The sequence below is a fragment of the Bengtsoniella intestinalis genome, assembly GCF_039719005.1.
Classification (GTDB): Bacteria; Bacillota; Clostridia; order Oscillospirales; family Oscillospiraceae; genus Oscillibacter; species Oscillibacter intestinalis.
This window is the reverse complement of the sequence record NZ_CP133584.1, coordinates 1,316,145-1,337,358: the sequence shown is the minus strand read 5'-3', so window position 1 is coordinate 1,337,358 and position 21,214 is coordinate 1,316,145. Positions and strand designations below refer to the sequence as shown.

General features: G+C 49.0%; 17 protein-coding genes. 6 read left to right on the top strand and 11 right to left on the bottom strand.

Annotated features, from left to right (window positions below):
• Position 1: 1 nt before the first annotated feature.
• Genes RFF05_RS06365 through yaaA form a run of 4 tightly spaced genes read right to left on the bottom strand, consistent with a single transcriptional unit; the run spans position 2 to position 2,891 of the window.
• Positions 2 to 760 (bottom strand): hypothetical protein, encoded by a 759-nt coding sequence (locus tag RFF05_RS06365; protein WP_409969529.1) that lies wholly within the window; start codon positions 758 to 760, stop codon positions 2 to 4.
• Positions 757 to 1,452: a hypothetical protein gene (locus RFF05_RS06360; RefSeq protein ID WP_409969528.1), complete on the bottom strand. Its 696-nt coding sequence runs from the start codon at positions 1,450 to 1,452 to the stop codon at positions 757 to 759. The genes RFF05_RS06365 and RFF05_RS06360 overlap by 4 nt, the downstream gene beginning before the upstream one ends.
• Positions 1,449 to 2,126, bottom strand: a complete 678-nt coding sequence (locus tag RFF05_RS06355; RefSeq protein ID WP_409969527.1) for an ABC transporter ATP-binding protein — start codon at positions 2,124 to 2,126, stop codon at positions 1,449 to 1,451. Before RFF05_RS06355 ends, RFF05_RS06360 begins: the two co-directional genes overlap by 4 nt.
• A gap of 9 nt (positions 2,127 to 2,135) precedes the next feature.
• A complete protein-coding gene (gene yaaA / locus RFF05_RS06350) occupies positions 2,136 to 2,891 on the bottom strand; it encodes a peroxide stress protein YaaA (RefSeq protein WP_409969526.1) in 756 nt (251 codons plus the stop codon).
• A 154-nt stretch (positions 2,892 to 3,045) separates the two neighbouring features.
• On the opposite strand from yaaA, the gene RFF05_RS06345 reads away from it, so the two are divergent.
• Positions 3,046 to 4,605 carry a ClC family H(+)/Cl(-) exchange transporter gene (locus tag RFF05_RS06345; RefSeq protein ID WP_409969525.1) on the top strand — a complete coding sequence of 520 codons (1,560 nt, stop codon included), beginning with the start codon at positions 3,046 to 3,048 and terminating at the stop codon, positions 4,603 to 4,605.
• A 115-nt stretch (positions 4,606 to 4,720) separates the two neighbouring features.
• Here the strand turns inward: RFF05_RS06345 and RFF05_RS06340 are convergent, their stop codons facing one another.
• The 7 genes from RFF05_RS06340 to RFF05_RS06310 all read right to left on the bottom strand — a co-directional run bounded on the left by RFF05_RS06340 (position 4,721) and on the right by RFF05_RS06310 (position 12,488).
• Positions 4,721 to 5,113 carry a hypothetical protein gene (locus RFF05_RS06340; RefSeq protein ID WP_409969524.1) on the bottom strand — a complete coding sequence of 131 codons (393 nt, stop codon included), beginning with the start codon at positions 5,111 to 5,113 and terminating at the stop codon, positions 4,721 to 4,723.
• 16 nt (positions 5,114 to 5,129) lie between these two features.
• A complete protein-coding gene (locus RFF05_RS06335; protein ID WP_409969523.1) occupies positions 5,130 to 6,218 on the bottom strand; it encodes a hypothetical protein in 1,089 nt (362 codons plus the stop codon).
• A gap of 12 nt (positions 6,219 to 6,230) precedes the next feature.
• Positions 6,231 to 7,574 carry an SPFH domain-containing protein gene (locus RFF05_RS06330; RefSeq protein WP_409969522.1) on the bottom strand — a complete coding sequence of 448 codons (1,344 nt, stop codon included), beginning with the start codon at positions 7,572 to 7,574 and terminating at the stop codon, positions 6,231 to 6,233.
• A 257-nt stretch (positions 7,575 to 7,831) separates the two neighbouring features.
• Positions 7,832 to 8,230 carry a hypothetical protein gene (locus RFF05_RS06325; RefSeq protein ID WP_409969521.1) on the bottom strand — a complete coding sequence of 133 codons (399 nt, stop codon included), beginning with the start codon at positions 8,228 to 8,230 and terminating at the stop codon, positions 7,832 to 7,834.
• A gap of 848 nt (positions 8,231 to 9,078) precedes the next feature.
• Entirely contained in the window at positions 9,079 to 10,266 is a 1,188-nt protein-coding gene (locus RFF05_RS06320; protein WP_409969520.1) for an iron-containing alcohol dehydrogenase, read from the bottom strand.
• A gap of 130 nt (positions 10,267 to 10,396) precedes the next feature.
• Entirely contained in the window at positions 10,397 to 10,738 is a 342-nt protein-coding gene (locus tag RFF05_RS06315) for a sigma factor-like helix-turn-helix DNA-binding protein (RefSeq protein WP_409969519.1), read from the bottom strand.
• Between the two features lie 7 nt (positions 10,739 to 10,745).
• On the bottom strand, positions 10,746 to 12,488 hold the full coding sequence (locus tag RFF05_RS06310) for a recombinase family protein (RefSeq protein ID WP_409969518.1): 1,743 nt from the start codon (positions 12,486 to 12,488) through the stop codon (positions 10,746 to 10,748).
• A gap of 156 nt (positions 12,489 to 12,644) precedes the next feature.
• Between RFF05_RS06310 and RFF05_RS06305 the strand changes: the two genes are divergently transcribed.
• From RFF05_RS06305 to RFF05_RS06285, 5 genes are all read left to right on the top strand, one after another.
• Entirely contained in the window at positions 12,645 to 12,944 is a 300-nt protein-coding gene (locus RFF05_RS06305; RefSeq protein ID WP_409969517.1) for a type II toxin-antitoxin system RelB/DinJ family antitoxin, read from the top strand.
• Positions 12,945 to 13,390: 446 nt separating this feature from the next.
• Positions 13,391 to 13,540, top strand: coding sequence for a hypothetical protein (locus RFF05_RS06300; protein WP_409969516.1), 150 nt, complete (start codon positions 13,391 to 13,393; stop codon positions 13,538 to 13,540).
• Positions 13,541 to 13,589: 49 nt separating this feature from the next.
• Positions 13,590 to 13,784: a hypothetical protein gene (locus RFF05_RS06295; RefSeq protein WP_409969515.1), complete on the top strand. Its 195-nt coding sequence runs from the start codon at positions 13,590 to 13,592 to the stop codon at positions 13,782 to 13,784.
• A gap of 698 nt (positions 13,785 to 14,482) precedes the next feature.
• Entirely contained in the window at positions 14,483 to 18,805 is a 4,323-nt protein-coding gene (locus RFF05_RS06290; protein ID WP_409969514.1) for an InlB B-repeat-containing protein, read from the top strand.
• Complete coding sequence (locus RFF05_RS06285) at positions 18,714 to 21,200, top strand: S-layer homology domain-containing protein (protein WP_409969513.1); 2,487 nt, start codon at positions 18,714 to 18,716, stop codon at positions 21,198 to 21,200. Before RFF05_RS06290 ends, RFF05_RS06285 begins: the two co-directional genes overlap by 92 nt.
• Positions 21,201 to 21,214 lie beyond the last annotated feature (14 nt).

Sequence of the window (21,214 nt, the reverse complement as noted above, 5' to 3'; positions counted from 1 at the left end):
TCTATCCTTTCTTTGCAAATTGCAAATCCACTTTGCCCACCATTGCCATGGACAGCGCCATTAGCAACAGGTACAAGAGTCCAAACACCAAGGCTTGTTGGGATTGGACGACAAGGCTTCGTTGGGGGAAGAGGAGATAGTTGCAAACCCCAGCGGTGACTAAACCCAGCACCAAAGCGACAGCCAATGCCAAGGGTTCGCTGTTACGCATAAGACCGCACACCATGGCCACAGCCCCTACGAATAGGTATAAAAGGCCTGCGCCCAGTAAAGACATCCCGATGGTTTGCAAAGGGGAATGAATAAAGTTTGCCACTTCTTGCCCCAATGATACCTGTAATAAAATAAAATCTGAACTCCAGACGGCTTGATAGGGGAAGGCTTGGCTGGCGATGGTAAACACCATGGCAAACAGGCCGCCGAAAAACAACGCCGTGTACACCACCAATAAGCCCCATTTGTGGCAAAGCCACTGGCGACGACTTTTATAGCGCAACAGCGCCAAGGTGCCAAAGGGGGCATGGGTTGCCAACCCACAGACCAAAAACAAGTACAGTGGCAAGAAAATATAAGCAAGGGCCATGGGGTCAGACAAAATCACAAAGGCAGTTTCAAAAGAGGAAAAGGTGATGGCCACCGAGGCAGATAGGTTGATGTACCCATACACCTCCACCACAGCCACCAAGGCAATGGTTACGGCAAACAAACACCAGCGCAGAGGGTTGAAGCTGGTGGACAGTTGGAACAAAAACTTTCTCATACGCCCACCGCCTTTCGCACTTGACCAATCACCGTCAATCCAAAACCCACTGCCGTCAGACCCAAAAGAAGGGTGACCATGTTGGTCAAATCAAACATGGAGGGCAAAATCCATGGGGCAAAGGCAAGGGGAGGAAAATATTGGTTCAATCTCAAAGTGGGACAGGCATACATAGCGAACAAATACCCCACCTGTGGCGCAATCAACGGGATGTAGCGCTGGGTGTTGACAAAGCACAGCCCATAGGATAGGGAGCCAAAGGCAACGCCGAAGATGAAATTCAGCCCCAACACTTGGTAAATTTCCGTGGTGCAGGCGGTGGTATCCCAGAGAAGGCTCACCGCCAGCAAAGTGGCGCCACCCATGACACCCGTGACACCGCTGATGAAACCATTGGTGATAAAACGGCGAAACAGCCAACTTTTGTGCTTGCAACGCAGAGCCATCAGGCGGTCAAAGCCAGTGTCCGCTTCTCGCATTTGCATATTGCTATAGGGGAGGGCGCACAGCAGAGGGGCGCAAAAAGGCAAAATCAGGCTGTGGCTCTGGGTGAACAGTCCATACCCGTCGGTGATGCCGCTTTGCAAAGTGACACAAAGAGAAATCCCAACACAGCCAAGGCTGATGGCCATGGCAAGGAAAAAGCGTGGCTCGGTGAACCCCCGTTTCCAATCGGTGAGCAAAAACCTCATGGCGCCACCACGTCTGCCATAGGCGTCACTACTTTTTGCACCGTCACCTGACCTGCTTTCACGGTGAACAATCCATCACACAGGGCGTGGATGTCCTCAGGATTGTGGGAGGAGAGGAAAATGGTGGTGCCTTTTTCTTTGTACCCTTGGAGCAGAGTGCGTACCTGCGCCACGCTACTTTCGTCTAGCCCGTTCATGGGTTCGTCTAAAATCAGAAGGGAAGGGTGGTGCATGATGGCTTGGGCAATGCCTAGCTTTTGCTTCATGCCAAGGGAGTAAGAGCGGACGGCCTTGCGGCTTTTGGGGTCAAGCCCCAATTGGGTCATCACCTCTTGTAGTCGTGCTTTGGGCACAGGGTGAGGGCTTAAACTGTTGAGCACTTGCAAATTTTTCAGCCCACTGTAATGGGGCAAAAAGCAAGGGGATTCAATTAAAATCCCAGCCCAAGGCAAAAAGGCATTGGTGCGAGAAATGGGTTGCCCTTGGCAAAAAATCTCGCCCTTGTCTGGACGCAACAGGCCAGCAATCAGCTTGAAAATCACGGTTTTCCCAGAGCCGTTGCGCCCCACGATGCCGTAAATTTGACCCTGTTCTAGGGTGAAGGACACGTCTTGCAACACGGATTCCTGTCCAAACCGTTTGCTCACGTGGTCAAAAGTCAAAAAAGTTGCCATACTGCCTCCTTAAAGTTGGGGGGTGTTTTGGATGAATACCAATTGGGTAGGGCTGGAATGGGTATCGCTGTAACGATAGTCTAACTGGTCGAATTGACAGAGCTGGTCTGGGGCAGTGATGTGGTTTTCTGCCATCCATCGCACCATCTGTCCTCGTGCCATTTTGCACATGGTGCCCTTTTCCACCAGCTTCTCGCCCACTTGCTGGGCGAAGGTGCAGGTGATGGCGGTCATATGGTCTGGCAGGTGGGGTAAAATGCCGCGGCTGTATTCGTTAGACGCTAAATTGAGGATGCAATCTGTTTCTTGGCCTAGCAAGTGGGACAGCGTATCGCCCCAAAAGCTGTAGAGGTTTTTGTGGTTACCAACGGCCAACTTGGCTTGTAGTTCAAGACGATAGGGTGTAACTCCGTCCAAAGGGCGCAACAGACCGTAAAATCCAGAGACAATGCGCAAATGTTTTTGTATGTAGTGAAGTTGTGATTCCTCCATCACAGAAGGTGCCATGTAGCGGTATTGAATACCTTCGTAGGAGAAAATGGCTGGTGTCAGCCCATGGGTCAAGTCCATGGTGGCAAGGCGCTCCACATTCAATTGGGCAAGGCTGTCGTTGCACTTCCAAAGTTGTTGCAAGGCGGGGGCATCCATGGCTTGCAAGGTGGCTTTGAGCTGCTGGGTTCGCTCTAAAAAGGCAGGCAGCTGGGCTGGCACAGGGCAATAAGGGTCGTGGTTCATTTTCTTGGCAGGGGAAATGATGATGCGCATAGGCACGCTCCTTTGCTACTGGGAATTCTTTATTAAGTCTATCATAGCGGTTGGAGTGGTGGTTTGTCAAATGTTTTGGGATTTTCTCTTTCCTTTTTATAAGCAATTGTGCTATACTAGGGATAAAAAGAAAAGAGAAAAAGGAGACGATTTCATGGAATTACCAACTCATGTGCGCCAAAGTAACCAATCTCACAGTGCTAGAGTTATTGGCATTTCCACCTTGATTGGGGTGGTGGCTGGACTGTTTTGTGTGCTATATCGTTTGATGCTCACTGAGGCAGAGGAATTGTGCTTCGCCCTGTATGCGTGGGTGGGGAACAACCGCCTGTATATGCCTGTGCTGTTTGTGGCCTTGGCGCTAACAGGGTATCTCATTGGGCGCTTGGTGGAACAATATCCCCTGATTTCTGGCAGTGGCATCCCACAGGTGAAGGCCACCATTATGGGTCATATCCGTGGCACATGGCTGTCAACCTTGCTGGCAAAACTGGTGGGTGGCACGGTGGCGGTGCTTTCGGGACTGTCGCTAGGGCGAGAAGGCCCATCTATTCAGCTGGGAGCCTGTGTGGGGCAAGGGATTTCACGGCGCTTTGCCACGTCTAAAACGGAACGTCGGATTTACATCGCCAGCGGTGCCAGCGCAGGCTTGGCGGCGGCGTTCAATGCCCCTCTGTCTGGGGTGATGTTTGCACTGGAAGAGATTTTTAAGTATTTTTCGCCTATGATTTTACTGTCCACCATGGTGGCAGCCATCTCAGCCGACTTTATTTCCAAGGTGTTTTTTGGCATCACCAATGTATTTAGCTTTGAAATTACCCAGTCTATTCCCATTGCATATTACTGGCTGTTTCTGATTTTAGGTTGCATTTTGGGGTGCTCTGGTGTGGTGTATAACCTGTGCTTGGTGAAGGCGCAAAAGGTGTATAAATCTATGAAAAACATCCCCTTGCGCATCCGCATGATCATTCCCTTTGTCTGCGCAGGTGTACTGGGGTTGACCTTTCCGGTGGTGCTCTGTGGCGGTCACAGCATCATTGAAGAGTTGAATGTGACCACCAGCATCACCTTTTTGGTGGTGGCGTTGGTGGTGAAATTCTTCTTCTCCATGGTCAGCTTTGGCTCAGGCGCACCGGGCGGTATTTTCTTTCCGCTGTTGGTGCTAGGTGCCACCATTGGGGCGATTTTTGCCAAAATTGTCATCCCCATGACCGCCTTGGACGAGACACTGTTTTATAACTTTGTCATCATCGCCATGGCTGGGTATTTCACCGCCATCGTCCGTGCGCCGCTGACTGGGATTGTGCTTTTGGTTGAAATGACAGGCTCCCTGAGCCAGTTGTTGCCTTTGATTTTGGTGTCGGCTGTGGCCTATGTGGTGGCAGAAGAGTTGGGCAATAAACCTGTCTACGAATCGTTGCTAGAGAGTCTACTAGAAAGCCGTGGCATTCACAGTGACCCTGTGGATAAAACCAAAATTCTCGTGGAAACCATCGTCCAATACGGCTCGGTCATGGAAGGTAAGGCGGTTCGTGAGTTGGATTTACCCTCTTGTAGTTTGATTGTGTCCATCAAGCGTGGAGATTATGATTTCACCCCCAATGGGAGCATCGTCATCCAAGCAGGCGACTATCTGACGGTGCTCACCAGCGTGTCCAATGAGCTGGCTGTGCGAGACAGTCTAGCAGGTCTTACCAGTGAGCGAAAGGGATAAGTACACACTTTTATGCAAACAAAAAACCCACTATCCAACTTCGTTGGATGGTGGGTTTTCTTTACAAATGGTAATTATTCGATAATATTATACAAATTGTATATGGTTTTGACACTTATCGGCGGCCTCTTCCGCCACCGCCACGGTGACCGCCACCACGATGACCACCACCATGATGACCGCCTCTGCCACCGCCACCATGGTTGTTGTTTTGGATGACTTGTCGGACGGTGTGAGAACCTAAAAACAGTTCTTTGGAAGTGGTCAAATTCATGCTACCTTGTTCCACATAATACCGCGCAGAGGATTGGGCAGACACACTTTTTAGTTGAGCCTTGAAGGTGCCTGTCACGGCAAAGGCCACCGCAATACCGATGACGAAGCTACCAACCAACATCCCGATACCAATGGTGGCAAAGGGGTTGGAACCATTCATCATGGAATACATGGCAAGGGGCGCACCGATGAGAATCAGGGGAAATAAAATGAAGTTAATCTTATTTTTCATGTATAGCATTCCTCCTTTACAGCAAGCCAGCCAACAGGCCGATGATCATACAGGCGGCAGTGGTGCCAGCCAGTAGCCCAGCGAACCAACGATAATACGCGCCTTTATCCATGGGCAGATTGCCCACAAATTTGCCGCTTTGCCCATTCATGGCAAAGGTGAATTTCTCGCCATTCCATGTGGTGTGCAACAGCCACACAGGGTAGAGGGCATAGCGCACCTTCCCATGGTGGAAGTTGACGTTGCCTTGCTCCAAAGAAACTTGGTGATAGCCAGTGACCGTTTGGGCAAAGGCTTCTTCCACGCTGATGCGAATGCGCTGGTTGATGCGTGGGGTGCTTTGCTCTGCAGTTACGTCGTAGCGGTTGGCAAGATACCCAGCCAAATAGGCGGTCTGAAAATCCACAGCCTTGTCTAAATCGTATGGCTCCAACGATTCCATCAAATCGTCAGGCATTTTGGAAGCACCGTCCGCTGGCACAGCGTTGAAGGCCAAGGACCCACTGCGGCGGACGCTATAGCGCTTGGTTTCGGTGTAGCGGATGTTGCCAGAGCGCCATGTGCGCACACGGGTGGCCTTGTAGCGCATATCCCCCTTGGCATCTGCATCAAAGAGCCAATAGGGCACGTAAATCCCTTGGATGTCCTCCAAATGGGCTTCGTCTTTGAATACCTTAGGCAGTAAGGTTTTGTTTTGGAAGTGCTTGGCCATGGCTTCCATGGCGGCTTTTTTATCCAGTTGGAAAGGAATGACGATGTCAGGACGCAAATCGCCCTTAAACGCCTCTTTCATCACCACCGTAGAGTCGCAGTAGGGGCAAGTGGTGGCACCTGTGGTCTCATCGCCTACAATTTCACCCCCACAGGACTGGCACACGTACACGCGCATACCATCGGCTTCCCCGTCTTGCCAATTGTCTTCAGGGGGAAGCTCCCATTCCATGGTTTGGTCGGTTTGGTCGTCTTTGCAGTCCTCATCGTAGGCTTGCAAATCCTTCATTTCATAAACTGTGTCGCAAAAAGGGCATTTTACATTTTGCGCCGTGGGATCAAAGGACATGGCACCGCCACAAGACGGACAGGCATATTCTAATAATTGAGCCATGGTGCGCCCTCCTTATACTTTGTCAGCATCGTTGAATACATCCCCACATTCGGGGCAGAATTTAGGTGGGTTTTTAGGGTCAGCTGGTTCCCAACCACACTTGTCGCAACGGTATAAAGGGGCTTCTGCTGGCTTGGCACAGCCACATTCAGGGCAGAACTTTCCTTTGTTCACAGCCCCACAGCCACAGGCCCAACCTGTAGGTGCCGCAGGCTTTGGTTGTCCACAGTTGTGGCAGAATTTACTGGTGTTGGCTTGACCACAAGCGCATTGCCAACTATCGGGAGTGGGGGGGACAATGGGTTGTTGGGGTTGTGGTGCTTGCTGGGTTTGTTGTTGATATTGGGGTTGTTGCCCCATGTTGAATAGATTCTGGGCGTTCATACCCCCAGCTTGGGTGGCCATGTTCAAGCCCATAAAGCCCATCATGGCGCCAGCTTCGTTGCCAGCGGCCGTTTCCATGGCGGCAGCTTGGGCACCCACCAAGGTGGCGGCGGCCATGTTAGGGTTGCGTAGCACAGCGGTGCGTTGCAATTCCTTGATCATGTCCTCGTCTTCTTTGGGGGCGGTGACGGAGTTGATGGCCACACTGACCACATTCAACCCACGAAGCTTGGCCCATTGTTGGCTCAAACTTTCGTTCATGGCGTTAGACAGTTCCACGGTACAACCGGGCAGAGCGCTATAGCGCAAACCTTGGGCAGACAGCTTGGCAAAACCGGGTTGTAAACCAGAGAGGAATTCAGATTTCAGCTGTGCGTCAATTTGACTGCGAGAATAGCTTTGGGTCACGTTGCCGCAGACGTTTGCATAAAACAGCACAGGGTCCATGATTTTATAGGAATAGGTGCCATTACAGCGGATGGCGATGTCCATATCCAGCCCAATGTTGGCATCCACCACGCGGAAGGGCACAGGATTGGGGGTGCCGAATTTGTTGTCCATGATTTCTTTGATGTTGAAGTAGTAAACCCGTTGGTCATTGCCAACGTCTCCACCCATGGTGAAACGCCGCGCCATGGTTTTGAAGGACTCCACCACAGATTCACCTAAATTACCAGCAAAAATGCTGGGTTCAGTGGAATTATCGAAGGTGAATAAGCCGGGCTCGGCGCAAACTTCCACAATGCGCCCCTGTTCCACAATCAGCATACATTGCCCGTCAGCCACAGCGATGCCAGACCCTTTGGAAATCACGTTGTCACTGCCTTTGGTGTTGGAGGATTTGCTGGAAGTGCTTTTTTGCCCCTTCACCACCAATGTGTCCAAGGGGATGGCGTCGCAGTAGAAATATTCTTTCCATTGGTCGGCCAAAGTGCTGGTTAGAGCTCCCACGCCTGCTTGAATCAAACCCATAGTCAGACCCTCGTTTCTATGTAATAATATAATGTAAGTATAGCAAGGTTTTTTGAAAATGTCTATATGGTTTTTAGGAATCATTTAGGATGTTTGACAGCCGTTTGCAATGTTTGTTTCATGTGCCATTGGCTGTGTAATTCTTATTTGATAGGTTGCCCACTCCCGTGGGGGTTGCTGCCGCAGGGGCTTTCTTCGCCTCCGCCCTTTGTAGGGGCGCGCTATTAGCCGCCCGTGGAAATCAATTGCAATTTGCTTCACCCTGTTGGAGTTTTCTTTTGATAGACTTTTCCCACTCCGTGGGGGTTGCTGCCGCAGGGGCTTTCTTCGCCTCCGCCCTTTGTAGGGGCGGCTATTAGCCGCCCGTGGAAATCAATTGCAATTTGCTTCACCCTGTGGGCGTTTTCTTTTGATAGATTTTTCCCACTCTGTGGGGGTTGCTGCCGCAGGGGATTTCTTTTTCCCATTCCCTTGTAGGGGCGCGCTATTAGCCGCCCGTGGAAATCAATTGCAATTTGCTTCACCCTGTGGGCGTTTTCTTTTGATAGATTTTTCCCACTCTGTGGGGGTTGCTGCCGCAGGGGCTTTCTTTTTCCCATTCCCTTGTAGGGGCGCGCTATTAGCCGCCCGTGGAAATCAATTGCAATTTGCTTCACCTTGTGGGAATTTTCTTTTGATAGATTTTTCCCACTCCCGTGGGGGCTGATGCCGCAGGGGCTTTTTCTCCACTGCCGTGGGGGGGCGCTCGCCGCGCGGGCGTTACTTTGCAAAGATGCAAAGTAACCAAAAATCTTGCACGTGGAATTTCGCCACCAGTGGCGAAATATCTCACGTGCTCCCATTGTATACGGATGGTGGGTGTGAGTGGGTGCGGTGCTATTGGGTGGGTTTGTCACACCCGTTCGGCTTATCGTGTGGAATGCGCGAACCAACGCTGTTTGCTGCCGCACGTTTGTCGTACGGGGACATGGGAACACGCATTTGAGGTGCCTTAGATTGTGGACGTCGATGGGTGCGGTGGCGCTGGGTGGGCGCTGACCTACGGTCAGCTTGGTATGGGTGCAATGGTGTTTCCTTGTAGGGGCGACCTGCGGTCGCCCGTGTTACCCAACGCCACAGCACCAACCCATACCCACAACCGAGGCACCCCAAAGAAACCGCACCATCTTTCTGCAACATCGCAACAGGGCGAAGCCCGAAAGGATACTTCGAGACAAATTAGGACACTCGGTGCCGTTCAAAAAGCCCAAGCACTCCAGCGATGAGCCCTCGTAAAAGCCCCTTTTTTCACTCGACCGCAGTCGTCGTGAAAAAATCGTTTTTTGGTTCTTTTTTTCGACAAAAAAAGAATGCCCCACCGGCAGGTGACCCGTCCGGTAGGACGCCCCCACGGCAGTGGTCCGCCCCAAAGGGGCAACACTGTCCGCAAGACACACAAAAAAGTGCGCCATGAAAAAAGACGGCACATTGCAAATGCAACGTGCCGTCTTTATTAATAGTATGCTTATTTACACATTTCGTAAATCTTAACGATTTCTTCCTTGGTGACAGGGCGAGGACCAGCGGTGGTGTTGGGTTCTGCGCCGGGGAACATACGCACAACGTCGTCTGCCATACGTTCGAATTGGTCAGCAGGGATGTTCACGTCGCTCAGGGTCAGGAAGGAGTTGGTGCGCTTGAACCATTCCACAACCTTCACGCTCAACAGCTTTGCAGCCACAGCGTCGTCAGCTTCCACCACACCGAAGCAACGGCGAGCCAGCTTTGCCCAACGAGCAGGCAGAACGTCAGCCATCAGTTCCAGATAAGGAGGCATCACAACGATCATGCCACGGCCGTGGGGCAGGTCATAAATACCAGACAGGGGCATTTCGATGGAGTGCATGGGGATGCAACCCATACGACCCAGACCTTGCAGGCCAGACCAACCGAAGATGGAGCACAGAGCCAATTGGCCACGGACTTCCAAGTTTTTGGGATCTTCCAAAACCTTGTCGAAGTTTTCCATCAGGGTCAAAATCATAGCTTCGGTCATGCGGTCAGCAAATTCAGATTCAGCATGGCTGGACAGGTAGTGCTCAATCAAGTGAGAGAAAATGTCCAAGCAGCAATCCTTGGTGATGGCTTGGGGCACGGAAGTCAGCAGAGCGGGGTCTAGCAGAGCAACCTTGGGATAGCGATAGGGAGAGCGAGAGAAGCTCTTTTCGCCAGTTTCAGCGTTGGTCAGCACGCCACCTGCGTTGCATTCAGAACCAGAAGCAGAGATGGTGGGGATGGAGATAATGGGGAATGCGCCAGTGTATTCACGGGGCTTGCGGTCGCCCAGCACCACGTAGTCCCAAGCCTTACCGCCAGAGAAACCAGTGGCAGCAATGTACTTAGAGCCGTCGATGACGCTACCGCCACCCAGAGCGATGACCAGATCACAGCCTTCAGCCTTGAATTGGTCGATGGCCTTGTCGATGGTGTGTGCCTTGGGGTTGGGTTCGATGCCAGTGAAGGTGGAGAATTCCACGCCAGCTTCGGTCAAGGAAGCTTCCACCATGTCGATGATGGGGTCAAGGAAACCGCCGCGTGCGTAGGTGGCGATCATGGCCTTCTTGCCATATTGCTTGGCAATGGAGCCCAGTTCTTTGATACGGCCTTCGCCGTACACCAGTTCGGTGGGGAAGTTCCAGTTAAAATTATGCATTTTAAATACCTCTTTCGTCAAATTTTAAAATCCAAATTGATTAAGACCTATTATACAGGGAAATTGTGTACTTTTCTACTGTAAAAAACGAAAAAGGTGTACGGAAATTTCATCAGATGACTTTGTGTTCTTATTGAAAATTGCTACGGAGCTTCTCCAGCGCCCTTTTTTCCAATCTAGACACATAAGAACGTGAAATTTTAAACGTAGCGGCCACTTCACGCTGGGTCAGAGGGAGAGAACCACCCAAGCCGTAGCGCAAACGAATTAGCTCTGCTTCTCGTGGAGTGAGAGCAGTGGCCACCAAGTGGCGCAGTTGCAAGGCGGCGTCTCGCTGGTGCAAATCCTCCAGCATGGTGTCATCTTGCCCCACCACATCCATGAGCTGGAGCGGATTTCCCTGCCCATCACTGTCCAACGTCTCCGAAAGCGACACCTCACTCTGCGTTTTCTTCTGAGAGCGAAAGTGCATGAGGATTTCATTTGCTATCCTCACCCCAAAGACTTTCACTGTCCCCGTTGTCGTCGTCATGACCACCAGACATCACAGCCTCTAAAATGGCGGGGTCAACTTCGTTTGGCTCCACCCCGAAGAGGATGAGGTGGGCGGTCTCGCCGTCCCACACCACATAGCGCACCAGCGTGCGGACGGCGGCACGGGTTTGCTCTAGCTCCATGCCTTCGCAGGCATTTGAGAACACGGACAGCAAATCCACGAAGATGCCAAACTCATCGCTACACAGGTCTCGTCGTTCGCTCAGTTCGGATAGCTCGTCGATGCGAAGGGCGAGGGCGGTTTGTTCTTCCGTCAACTTCTCAATTCGTTGGGTGATGGGGGCTTTGGCGGTGCTGTCGCCCAGTTCGGTGAGGGTGTCGATGAGTGAGTCGATTTGCCCAGTGAGTTCCCTGTGCTTTTTGTGGAGGTCATCAATGAAATTCTGGCTGTGATTTTGGTTGAAGAGGATGTCACGACTCTCCTCTAGCTGCTGCCGAAACGCCGAGCCGTCCTCTGTCAGTGATTTCAGTTGTGCCAAAATAGCGGTGTCCAGAATGTTGCCGTTGGCGTTGCGGACACTACAGCAGGCCTTTTTACTCCGCTCTTTCAACTTGCAGACGTAGGTGTAGATGGGTTGCCCGTCTGCCGTGATGCGGTTGGTGAGTTTGGCGTACATCCGACTGCCGCAAGAGCAGTAGACTAGACCTGTCAGCAGAGCTTTGTTGCCGTCAGAGCGGCTACTCCGGTAGGACTTGGACTTGTTCCGCTCAAGGGATGCTTGCACGGAAAGCCACATTTTGGAGGGTATCAATCCCTCATGCCCACCCACCGTCACCGTCCATTCTTCCATGGGATTCAGGGTGGCAGTTTTGCCCTTCACCTGTGTGGTGCGGTTGTAGGCCATGATGCCGTGGGTGCCGTCAAAGGCAGGTTCGTCGGCGTAAAGGTAGGCGTTGCGGTCTTTGAAATAGGTGTATACGGCGCTGTCCGCCATGACGTAGACAGGGTTTTGCAGGATGTTCTTGATGGAGAAGCGTGTAAAGCTTTTGCCAGTCTTTGTGACCAGCTCACGGCGCAATAATTCTGCTTCTGTGCCAGTGAGCGAGTCAGTTTCGGTATACACATCATACACCGTGCGGACAAGCTGGGCTTCCTCTGGCAAGACGTGCAACTTGCAGGAGCGGCGCTGTTTGCCATCTACCGTGATGGAGGCCACGCTCTCCGATGTGTACCCCGTGGGGGCGACGCCACCCAGCCAACGACCAGTCTTGGCCAACTCTTGCATGTTGTCGCGAATACGCTCGGCAATGGTTTCACGCTCCAACTGGGAGAACACAGAGGAGATATACATCATGGCACGCCCCATAGAGGAGGAGGTGTCGAACTGCTCCTTGATGCAAATGAAGTCAATCTTACGGTCAGCCAACTCTGCAATCAACGTGGAAAAGTCGGAGATGCTACGGCTGATACGGTCAAGGCGATAGATGACAATGGCATCGAATTTCTTAGCCTTGGCATCCGCCATCATCCGCTTAAACCCAGGGCGGTTGAGATTTCCACCAGAGAACCCTTCATCCTCATAGACAAGGGCGGTTTCGGCCTCCTCTGCGCTGTACCGCAACCGAATATAATCACGACACATCTCCACCTGATTGCCGATACTTTCGCCCTTGCCAGTGAAGCGAGACTTGCGAGAGTAAATGGCAAATGGGATAGGCTTGTTCATAATGCGCCCTCCTTTGTTATGATTAAATAGTATGGTTCAATTGTATCATAAAGAAATCAACACAGCAAGCTATATAGGGATAATGAAAAATGTATTGCTATTTGCTATACAACGGGATATAATAAGGGTAACAAATCAGAAGGAGAGGTGGATTTTATGGCAACCAAAACCGCAAACGTGATGGCTCGTGTGGAGCCAGAGCTAAAAGAGCAAGCCGAAGCCATTATGGCGCAACTGGGCATCCCTGCATCGGTGGTCATCAACACCCTGTATCGGCAAATTGTGATGAAAAAGGGACTGCCCTTTACGCTGACACTGCCCGAGGAGCCCGTGGCCAGAGAGGATATGGACGTAGCCACTTTTAATGCCATGATGCAGAGAGGATTTGAGCAGGCCAAAGCAGACCAGTCCCGATCTGTAGGCGATGTGTTCGCAGAACTGAAGCAAGGTCTGTAAGATGGAAGAGACTTATATCATAAAGGTAACGGACTTCGCTGTGGGGCAGTTGTTGGAAATTCGTAATTCGTGCCAACGTGCTGGGTGAACCAACCACTGCAAAGCGATTTTTGGAGATGTTGGAGGGAGAATCAGCGCTCTTGACCATTTTCCAAACCGAGTTGCGTTAACCGAAGAAGAACCATGGCATAGCTATGGCATTCATAAAATGCCTGTGAAGAATTTCATTGTCTACTTCTGGCTGGATGAGGTCAATCGGAAGGTGCAAGTTACTGCTGTGGTCTATGGACGACGCAATCAAAAAGAACAATTGACGAATATGCCGATGCAGTAATAGTTACTGCATCGGTTTTCCACTTGAATAATACACACCAGTCCGCTCGAAAAGAAATTTTCTAAAATCCTATAAAATCGCTTGACAATCTCCTATCGTTCATAAGTAAGAAATGAAGAACAAGATTGAGCTCCATGCCCTCCGTGCCCAAGTGGAAAAAAGCTTACGAACTTTATTTGACTCTCATGACGGTGAGCATCTTCCACCTTTCGCATTGGCGTTGAGGGGTGGCCGTGGCCAACTATCTGTTGGCGCTAGGTGATTGAAATGAAAACTCAATCATATAGTAGAGGAGCAGAGGAGGTGTGGACATGAGAACCAGTGCGCCGATTAAAGTGAAGCTGTACCTTCCAAAAACAGAGGCAGGACGGCAGGAATTGGCTCGTCGTGTGGCTGGTGTCCACGCCGACGTGGTTGTGGCAAAATTGAAAAAATTGCCATGCTCTAATGAGCAGAAACAAGCATTGATTGACAGTGTTTTGAGCCGAAATGACGTAAGCAACTAAAAAACGCAACAAGTAGCCATTTTGCGATAGAGGCTATCTTGTTGCGTTTTTTTGCGGATATGGGCATGGGCACTCGCAATTTGATGTCATCAAATTCCCCTTGATATTTCTCGGTGACACGGTTTTGAGAATCGCTTAATGGCATGATAACATCTCACAAACTATATTATACATATCCGTTATAATACATAAAACAACAGCAGCGTGAAGGAGATTCAACTCCCGCACACGCGCCACCTATACAACAGCAAAGCCACACCATGGGAGTGTTGTTGGCACGGCGTAAATACCGCTGTTTGGATTACGACGGTGATAATCTGCAATCCACTTCAGTTCCTGTGCCATAACGTTACAAAAATTATTTCCTAATTTTTCATACTTCTCTTGACTTTTTCACGCTACAGTGATAAAATGCATGTTGATATACGGATTTTTAGAGTTCCTTATCACGTAAGCAAAATTGTGTGGTATTTGAAGCGATGCAATCCGATAAAAAGGAAGGTGTTGCTACGCACAATCAAGTTGAAGCGTTTCAAAAAACTATATTTAGCTAGATGCTATGACCAACTGTTAAAATAAATTTTCAGAATAATAGTGTGAATCAGGGGAGGAAAATTATGAAAAAATTTAATGCAAGTTTAACAAAAAAGATGATAGCCTATCTTTTGACAGTGGCTATGTTATGTTCAATGCTGCCTATGGCGGTATTTGCAGTGGAGACTGGAACTGACGGTAGCTGGGGATATTATGCAAAAGATATTGATGACGTCACCGATGGTATCCAGTATTTTAGCGATGGTCTGGGAACAGAAAGTGCACCTTATGAAATTGCAACAGCTCAGGAGCTGGCGAACCTTTCGTATTTGACCAATACGTATCAGCTAAACACTTTGGATGGAGATTTACCATATGCAGAGGCATATTATGAAATCACCGCTGATATTACATTGAACGAAGGGTTGTCCTTTGTTTATCAGCCTGAGGATACCATGGTGAAAGCCACTGTAAATGGCAGTACATTCTACATTGGCACAGGCTATAATTTAGAAAGCGATGCCGGCACATACTACACAAAAAGCGGAGACACATATACGGAAGTTCCCAATGGAACCAGCGGATATAACTACTATACGGTGGAAGATGGAATTCTCAAAATTTGCCTTGAAGGCACCGTACATTACATCTATCTTTGGGTGCCTATCGGAACATCTGAATATCAATTTGGCGGTAGCATAGATGGTAACAACCATGTTATCACGGGCTTATATATCAATAGCCCCACGGAAAATGGGCAGGGCTTGCTTGGCTACCGCACTAGACTGGAATACAACTCCAGAACCATTGAAAACATCGTCATTGATTCGATTGACTCCGATGAAAATAGCACAGGGCTAGTACTGGGGGGATTATATGTTGGCGGCCTTTGTGGGTGGCAAACCTATGGGTATTCCATTCCAATTTATAACTGTGTGAACAATGCCATTGTTGTTGGGCAACAGTCGGTAGCTGGCATCGTGGGCGATAATGACTTGGGATTGCTTTTGAATTCTTGCGTGAACAATGCAACGATTGTCAGCCAAAGAGCCTATGCGGGTGGTATTGCAGGTCCCTCCGATGAAACCTTTATGTACAACTGCGAAAACCATGGCGATATTTATGGCACCACAAATATCGGTGGCCTCATAGCTGTTTACTACTTGGCCTATATTAAAAACTGTATCAATACGGGGGATGTGTACGGAACCACGTATCCCGGTGGCATTCATAGCACACAAATTTGGGGAAATACCGTCACAGTAAACAACTGTTATTCAACAGGTATGGTTACTTCTACCAGTGGTGGAAACACGTATGCTATTGGTAGAAATGGTTCTTATTTTGACAATGTATTTTATCTAGAAAGTACTGGGACTAGGGTGACTGCAGACAGCGAAACTGATGAAATACCCGATGGTGTTTTTAAAATGAATGCCGACGGGACATTAGACGAGTCTATCACGGTTGGTGAATATACTTGTAGTACCGTATCTTCTGCGCTGACAGCTTGGGTTACAAATCAAGACAATAGCACCTATAGCACATGGAGCGAAGAAGGTAGCGATGGCTTACCTGTTTTGGATGAAACCTATGATCCAACCGATGTATACTATAATGTGGTGTTTACCTATAACAATGATATTGACCAAGATTATGGTGTTGTGGTGAAGGCTGACTATAACGGCATTGGTGTGGGATATACACAGGGATTTGGTTTTATTCCCGAACCTGTCAATGACGGCTATGACTTTGCAGGTTGGTATAGCGATGAAACCTTGGAAACCCTCGCATCTAGCAGTGCTGCATCTATCACAGTTTCTGCAGATAGCCATTTCTATGCTAAGTGGGAGGAAGAAGCGCCACCTGTTGTTCTGGACTCCTACACCGTCAACTTCTACTACGATGTGGCAAACGAAACAGCGGATTACACAGAATCTGTTGTGGAAAATGACACCGTGGCAAATGTGCCATATCCAGAGCAAGATGGAAGCATCTTCATGGGTTGGTATACAGAAAAAGAACTTGAAAATGCGTGGAGTGCCAGTTCTGCCATTACAGGAAATTTGGACTTATATCCCAAGTGGTCTGTCGGTGGGTTTAATGGTGATGGCACAACAGAAAGCCCTTATCAAATCAACACCATTGACGATTTGCAGTATCTAAGCTACTTGGTATCCAACGTAGCAATGGATGCAAGCAATGACAATGCCCTATACACAACTTTAAATTATGAATTGACAGCAGATTTGTCCATGAATGAGGGATATTCCTTCGCTTATGATGACACCACAGGCCTAGTAGCTGTGTCGTATCAGGACGGTGTGATATTCTATATTGGTACAGGCTGTATCTCAAATGGTATTACGGTGGGTGGCACCAGCGCTACCAGTGTGGCAGGCACCTATTACTATGCAATAGGCGAAGAATATGCCACCTTTACGACCGCAGATACAATCCCAGATGTTGCTGGATATTATTACGAAATCCTAGAGGATTGTGTTCAGTTCTACTGCAATAGCACGGAAGTGACCAATACCATTGACACATGGGATCCCATTGGTATTGATCTGACAGATGGTCGCTTTGAGGGCGTTTTTGACGGACAAGGACATACAGTCAGTGGGCTATTTGTCAACACACCAGCAGTCAATGGCAAAGGCTTGTTTGGGCGTTTGTATAACTATGGTGTTGTGACTTCCGTTACAGTGGCAGATAGTTTAATCAGTGGACAATATTACAATGGTGCAGTTGTGGGCAATGGACATGGTAATTCTAGTATCATCGATTGTACCAATGAGAACACCATTGTGATTGGTTCCAATGCGTACAATGGTGGTGTTGTAGGAAATTCAAATAATTTGGTTGAGAATTGCAATAACCAAGGAACTGTGATTAGTGCTAAAACATATATTGGCGGCATAGTTGGCATTGGTGTCACGGTCACAAACTGTGAAAACAATGGTGCCGTATATGGCGGCGGTTATACAGGCGGTGTTGTTGGCCGTGGTACAAATGTTTCAAATTGCATCAATGCAGGTACTGTAACGGGCACCGGAAGTTACACTGGTGGTGTAGCAGGATATGTATTGACAACTCTTTTTGACTGTGTCAATGACGGTTATGTGAAGGGTGCAAGCTATGTAGCTGGTATTGCTGGATTGCTGGCATCTTATGCAACAATCTATAATTCCCTCAACCAAGGAACGGTAACAGGAACAGGCTCCTATCATGGAGGTATTGTTGCTTCAGCGCAAGGAATTATAGAAAACAATGTAAATGTTGGTGCAGTGATTGGCGTCAATGGCAATATCGGTGCCATTGCAGGGCTTATCACAAGTATGCAAAAGGCAAGCAACAATTACTATTTAGTCAACAGCGCTTACTATATTTCTGGATTAAACACAATATATTGCTACGGAAACAAGACGACTGAAGATATTGTTACACAGTGGACCTCCTTTGATGCAGAGACAGCGGAAACAGTGGCTACAAGCTTAAATGCCAATGTGGACGCTAGCGATATCTACGAAAATTATTGGATTGCATCTGGCGAATCCGTCGCCTTGGGATGCAAAGTTTCCTATGCTGTGAATATCGGCGCTGTGGACAGTGAAATCGTGGTACAAAACGGGACTGCAACAGAGCCAACCTTGGCGAGCGAATATACCCTGCAAGACAGCGCATGGTATACAGACGAAGCACAAACACAGGCATATGAGTTTGCGGATGCCGTCACGGAAAACATAACCTTGTACGGCACCCTTCTTGGCCAAGGTTACACGGTTGCCTTCGATGCAAATGGAGCAACAGGTACCATGGAAACTCAAACCTTCACCCAAGGCACAACGCAAGCTCTGGCAGCCTGCACGTTCACCATGGATGAAAAGGTCTTCCTAGGTTGGGATACAGACGCCAGTGCCGATGAAGTGGTATATTACGACAAGCAAGCTGTACAAAATATCACCACAGAAGATACCATCACATTGTATGCAGTGTGGGGTGAGACTGAAAACCCTGAATTGGTAGTGGATACATACTTTGAAAAAGTAAGTGGTGGGTTTGATACGACGGCAGATGCCAGTGAAACCTTCTCTGTGCCGCTAAACTCTATCCAGCTACTCAGTGATTTTGTCAACACTTATGAGGGCTTCACCCATTCCTATGGGCTGGCCAATGGCGTGTACACAGATAGCATCACAATTACCGAATCTGGAAATGTAATTTCTAATTACTATCTGCGCAACACATATACCGTAACTTGGAAAGATACAGATGATTCCGTGTTGGCAACTACAAGTGCGCTATACGGTAGCACACCAAGCGATAGCCGTGTTCCAACGCCAAATTACGAAACGGCAGAATATGATTACATTCCTCGGATGGAACACAGATATGTCCGCTACGGAAGCAATGGATCTATCAACAGTTACAGTGGAGGGAAATCAAACATATTATGCGATATATGGAACAAGCCCCAAGAGTAGTACGCTGACCATTTTCTATGTATATAGAACTACAGGGCTGGAAGCGTCCTCTTCTGAGATATTGAAACTAACTACTGGGGAGACTTATTTGGTAAAATCCCCAACTATAGATGGTTACACAGCAAGCGATAAGGAGCTTTCTGGTACGCTGAGCGAAAACACTAGCATTACCGTGTCCTATAGCCCCGTCACCTACAGCTTGGCCATTGACTATCGCTACGATGTGGGAGGAAGTGTTGCAACATCCTTTTATGCAGAACAGCCCTATCAAAACGACTATTCTGTAACATCTCCTGTCGTAGAGGGATATACCGCAGACCAGCTCATTGTAAGCGGAACTATCTCTGAAAATACCAACATCACAGTTACATATACAGGAAACGCCTACACCGTTGCATTTGATGCCACAGATGCCACAGGCACTATGTCGTCGGTGGGAATGGTGTATGGAACAGCATCAACTTTGCCTGTGTGTACCCTTGAAAAAGATGGATACACATTTGTCGGCTGGGATACAGATGCAAGCGCTGACGAAGTGATTTATGTTGATGGTGGCAAGGTTTCGTTCACGACAGATGCGGCAAAGAATTGTGAAACAATCACCTTATATCCCGTTTGGGTCACCGATGCCACGACATATACCGTGGAGCACTATCTGGCAGATGCGCTAGAGGACAGTGCGACCATCAGTGTTGCCAGTGGTACGGAGGTTGTAGTTGCCAATTATGCAAATACCTACGAAGGGTATGTTTACGATGCAGAAAAGAGCAATGTCACAGGGACTACCATTGCGATTTATTATGAATATGCGACGTACCAACTCACTTGGAACTTTGCAGGTGGTAGCACAACCGAGACAGCGTATACCCAAGGGACAGTTGCGTATTTGCAGACAATTGTTGCCCCAGAAAGTGTTACAAAAATAGGATACAGATTCAACGGATGGGGCAGCAACCTTGTAACAAATATGCCCGCTATGGATATGACATTTGTTGCTCTGTGGGTAAAAACATACGATATTACCTATATGAGTGATACCACTGTTTTGAAAACTGATACTGTAGATGCCTACGGCACTGTAACCACCTATACACCCGTACAAAGCAAATACAGTTTTGAGGGGTGGTATGAGGATGCAGAGCTACAAATAGAATTTGATGCAACACAAAAAATTGATGAGGATATGACGTTGTATGCCAAGTGGAGATATACAGGTTCCACAAGTAGCTCTGGTAGCTTCACACCAACCACTACCACCACTAGCTCTGTGGATGACGGCGTTATCACGCCAACTATCAGCACATCTTCTGGTGTGACCTCTGCCACTGTTACTGAGAGTGCCATGGAATCAGCCATTGATTCTGCTGACGGCGATACCGTTGAGATTGCGGTGAACACCAAATCCACCACTGACACTGTGTCGCTCACGCTATCCGGCGATGCACTTGAGACATTTGCCAACAGTGGCGTGGATACGCTGGAGATTTCTAGCAGTCTAGGGTATGTGACTTTCTCTAGCGAGGCCGCACAGTCCATTGCAAGCCAAGCAAATGGCTACGATATCACCATCGTTGTGGAGGCAATTGACCTAGCTGCTGAATTGAGCGCAGCGCAGCAAGCACAAATTGGTGATGGTACCATCGTGGATGTGTCCATCCTGTGTGATGGGGTGCCCATTACCTCCTTCGATGGCGCAGATATTATCGTTGCCATTCCTTACACCTTAAAAACAGGAGAAGTGGCTGACAATGTTGCCGTCTGGTACATTGCAGACGATGGAACCATTACCATCATGGATAGCGCATATGATACAACGGATGAACTCGCTATCTTCTCCACCAACCACTTGTCGATTTATGCGGTTGTGTATAACAACAGTTTGTTCACCGATGTATCTGCTGAGGCCTATTACTACGATGCAGTCCTGTGGGCTGTGGCAAACGGCATCACCACTGGCTATGCCGACGGCACCTTCCGTCCCACCGACGCTTGCACCCGTGCACAGGCTGTCACATTCTTGTGGCGTGCCGCAGGTGAACCAGAAGCCACTATCGACAATCCATTTAGCGATTTGGATGAAACCGCTTACTACTACGATGCAGTGCTGTGGGCTGTTGAAAACGGCGTCACCACTGGCTACGAAGACGGTACTTTCCGTCCTGATACCACCTGCAACCGTGGCGCCATCGTGACGTTCCTGTATCGCCTTGCTGGCGAACCAGAAGTGACTGGCGAAACCCTATCCGATGTAGCGGTCGGTACTTACTACTACGACGCAGTGCTCTGGGCCGTGGAAAACGGTATCACCACTGGCTACGTCGACGGCACCTTCCAACCCACCACCACCTGCAACCGTGGCGCAATTGTAACGTTCTTGTATCGTTACCTTGCATAATTGCCAATGAAAAA

What these genes read in the sequence shown, in the direction of transcription:
- RFF05_RS06365 (WP_409969529.1), bottom strand. Translation starts at nt 760, where the DNA reads ATGAGAAAGTTTTTGTTCCAACTGTCCACCAGCTTCAACCCTCTGCGC.
- RFF05_RS06360 (WP_409969528.1), bottom strand. Translation starts at nt 1,452, where the DNA reads ATGAGGTTTTTGCTCACCGATTGGAAACGGGGGTTCACCGAGCCACGC.
- RFF05_RS06355 (WP_409969527.1), bottom strand. Translation starts at nt 2,126, where the DNA reads ATGGCAACTTTTTTGACTTTTGACCACGTGAGCAAACGGTTTGGACAG.
- yaaA (WP_409969526.1), bottom strand. Translation starts at nt 2,891, where the DNA reads ATGCGCATCATCATTTCCCCTGCCAAGAAAATGAACCACGACCCTTAT.
- RFF05_RS06345 (WP_409969525.1), top strand. Translation starts at nt 3,046, where the DNA reads ATGGAATTACCAACTCATGTGCGCCAAAGTAACCAATCTCACAGTGCT.
- RFF05_RS06340 (WP_409969524.1), bottom strand. Translation starts at nt 5,113, where the DNA reads ATGAAAAATAAGATTAACTTCATTTTATTTCCCCTGATTCTCATCGGT.
- RFF05_RS06335 (WP_409969523.1), bottom strand. Translation starts at nt 6,218, where the DNA reads ATGGCTCAATTATTAGAATATGCCTGTCCGTCTTGTGGCGGTGCCATG.
- RFF05_RS06330 (WP_409969522.1), bottom strand. Translation starts at nt 7,574, where the DNA reads ATGGGTTTGATTCAAGCAGGCGTGGGAGCTCTAACCAGCACTTTGGCC.
- RFF05_RS06320 (WP_409969520.1), bottom strand. Translation starts at nt 10,266, where the DNA reads ATGCATAATTTTAACTGGAACTTCCCCACCGAACTGGTGTACGGCGAA.
- RFF05_RS06315 (WP_409969519.1), bottom strand. Translation starts at nt 10,738, where the DNA reads ATGCACTTTCGCTCTCAGAAGAAAACGCAGAGTGAGGTGTCGCTTTCG.
- RFF05_RS06310 (WP_409969518.1), bottom strand. Translation starts at nt 12,488, where the DNA reads ATGAACAAGCCTATCCCATTTGCCATTTACTCTCGCAAGTCTCGCTTC.
- RFF05_RS06305 (WP_409969517.1), top strand. Translation starts at nt 12,645, where the DNA reads ATGGCAACCAAAACCGCAAACGTGATGGCTCGTGTGGAGCCAGAGCTA.
- RFF05_RS06300 (WP_409969516.1), top strand. Translation starts at nt 13,391, where the DNA reads ATGAAGAACAAGATTGAGCTCCATGCCCTCCGTGCCCAAGTGGAAAAA.
- RFF05_RS06295 (WP_409969515.1), top strand. Translation starts at nt 13,590, where the DNA reads ATGAGAACCAGTGCGCCGATTAAAGTGAAGCTGTACCTTCCAAAAACA.
- RFF05_RS06290 (WP_409969514.1), top strand. Translation starts at nt 14,483, where the DNA reads ATGGCGGTATTTGCAGTGGAGACTGGAACTGACGGTAGCTGGGGATAT.
- RFF05_RS06285 (WP_409969513.1), top strand. Translation starts at nt 18,714, where the DNA reads ATGTCCGCTACGGAAGCAATGGATCTATCAACAGTTACAGTGGAGGGA.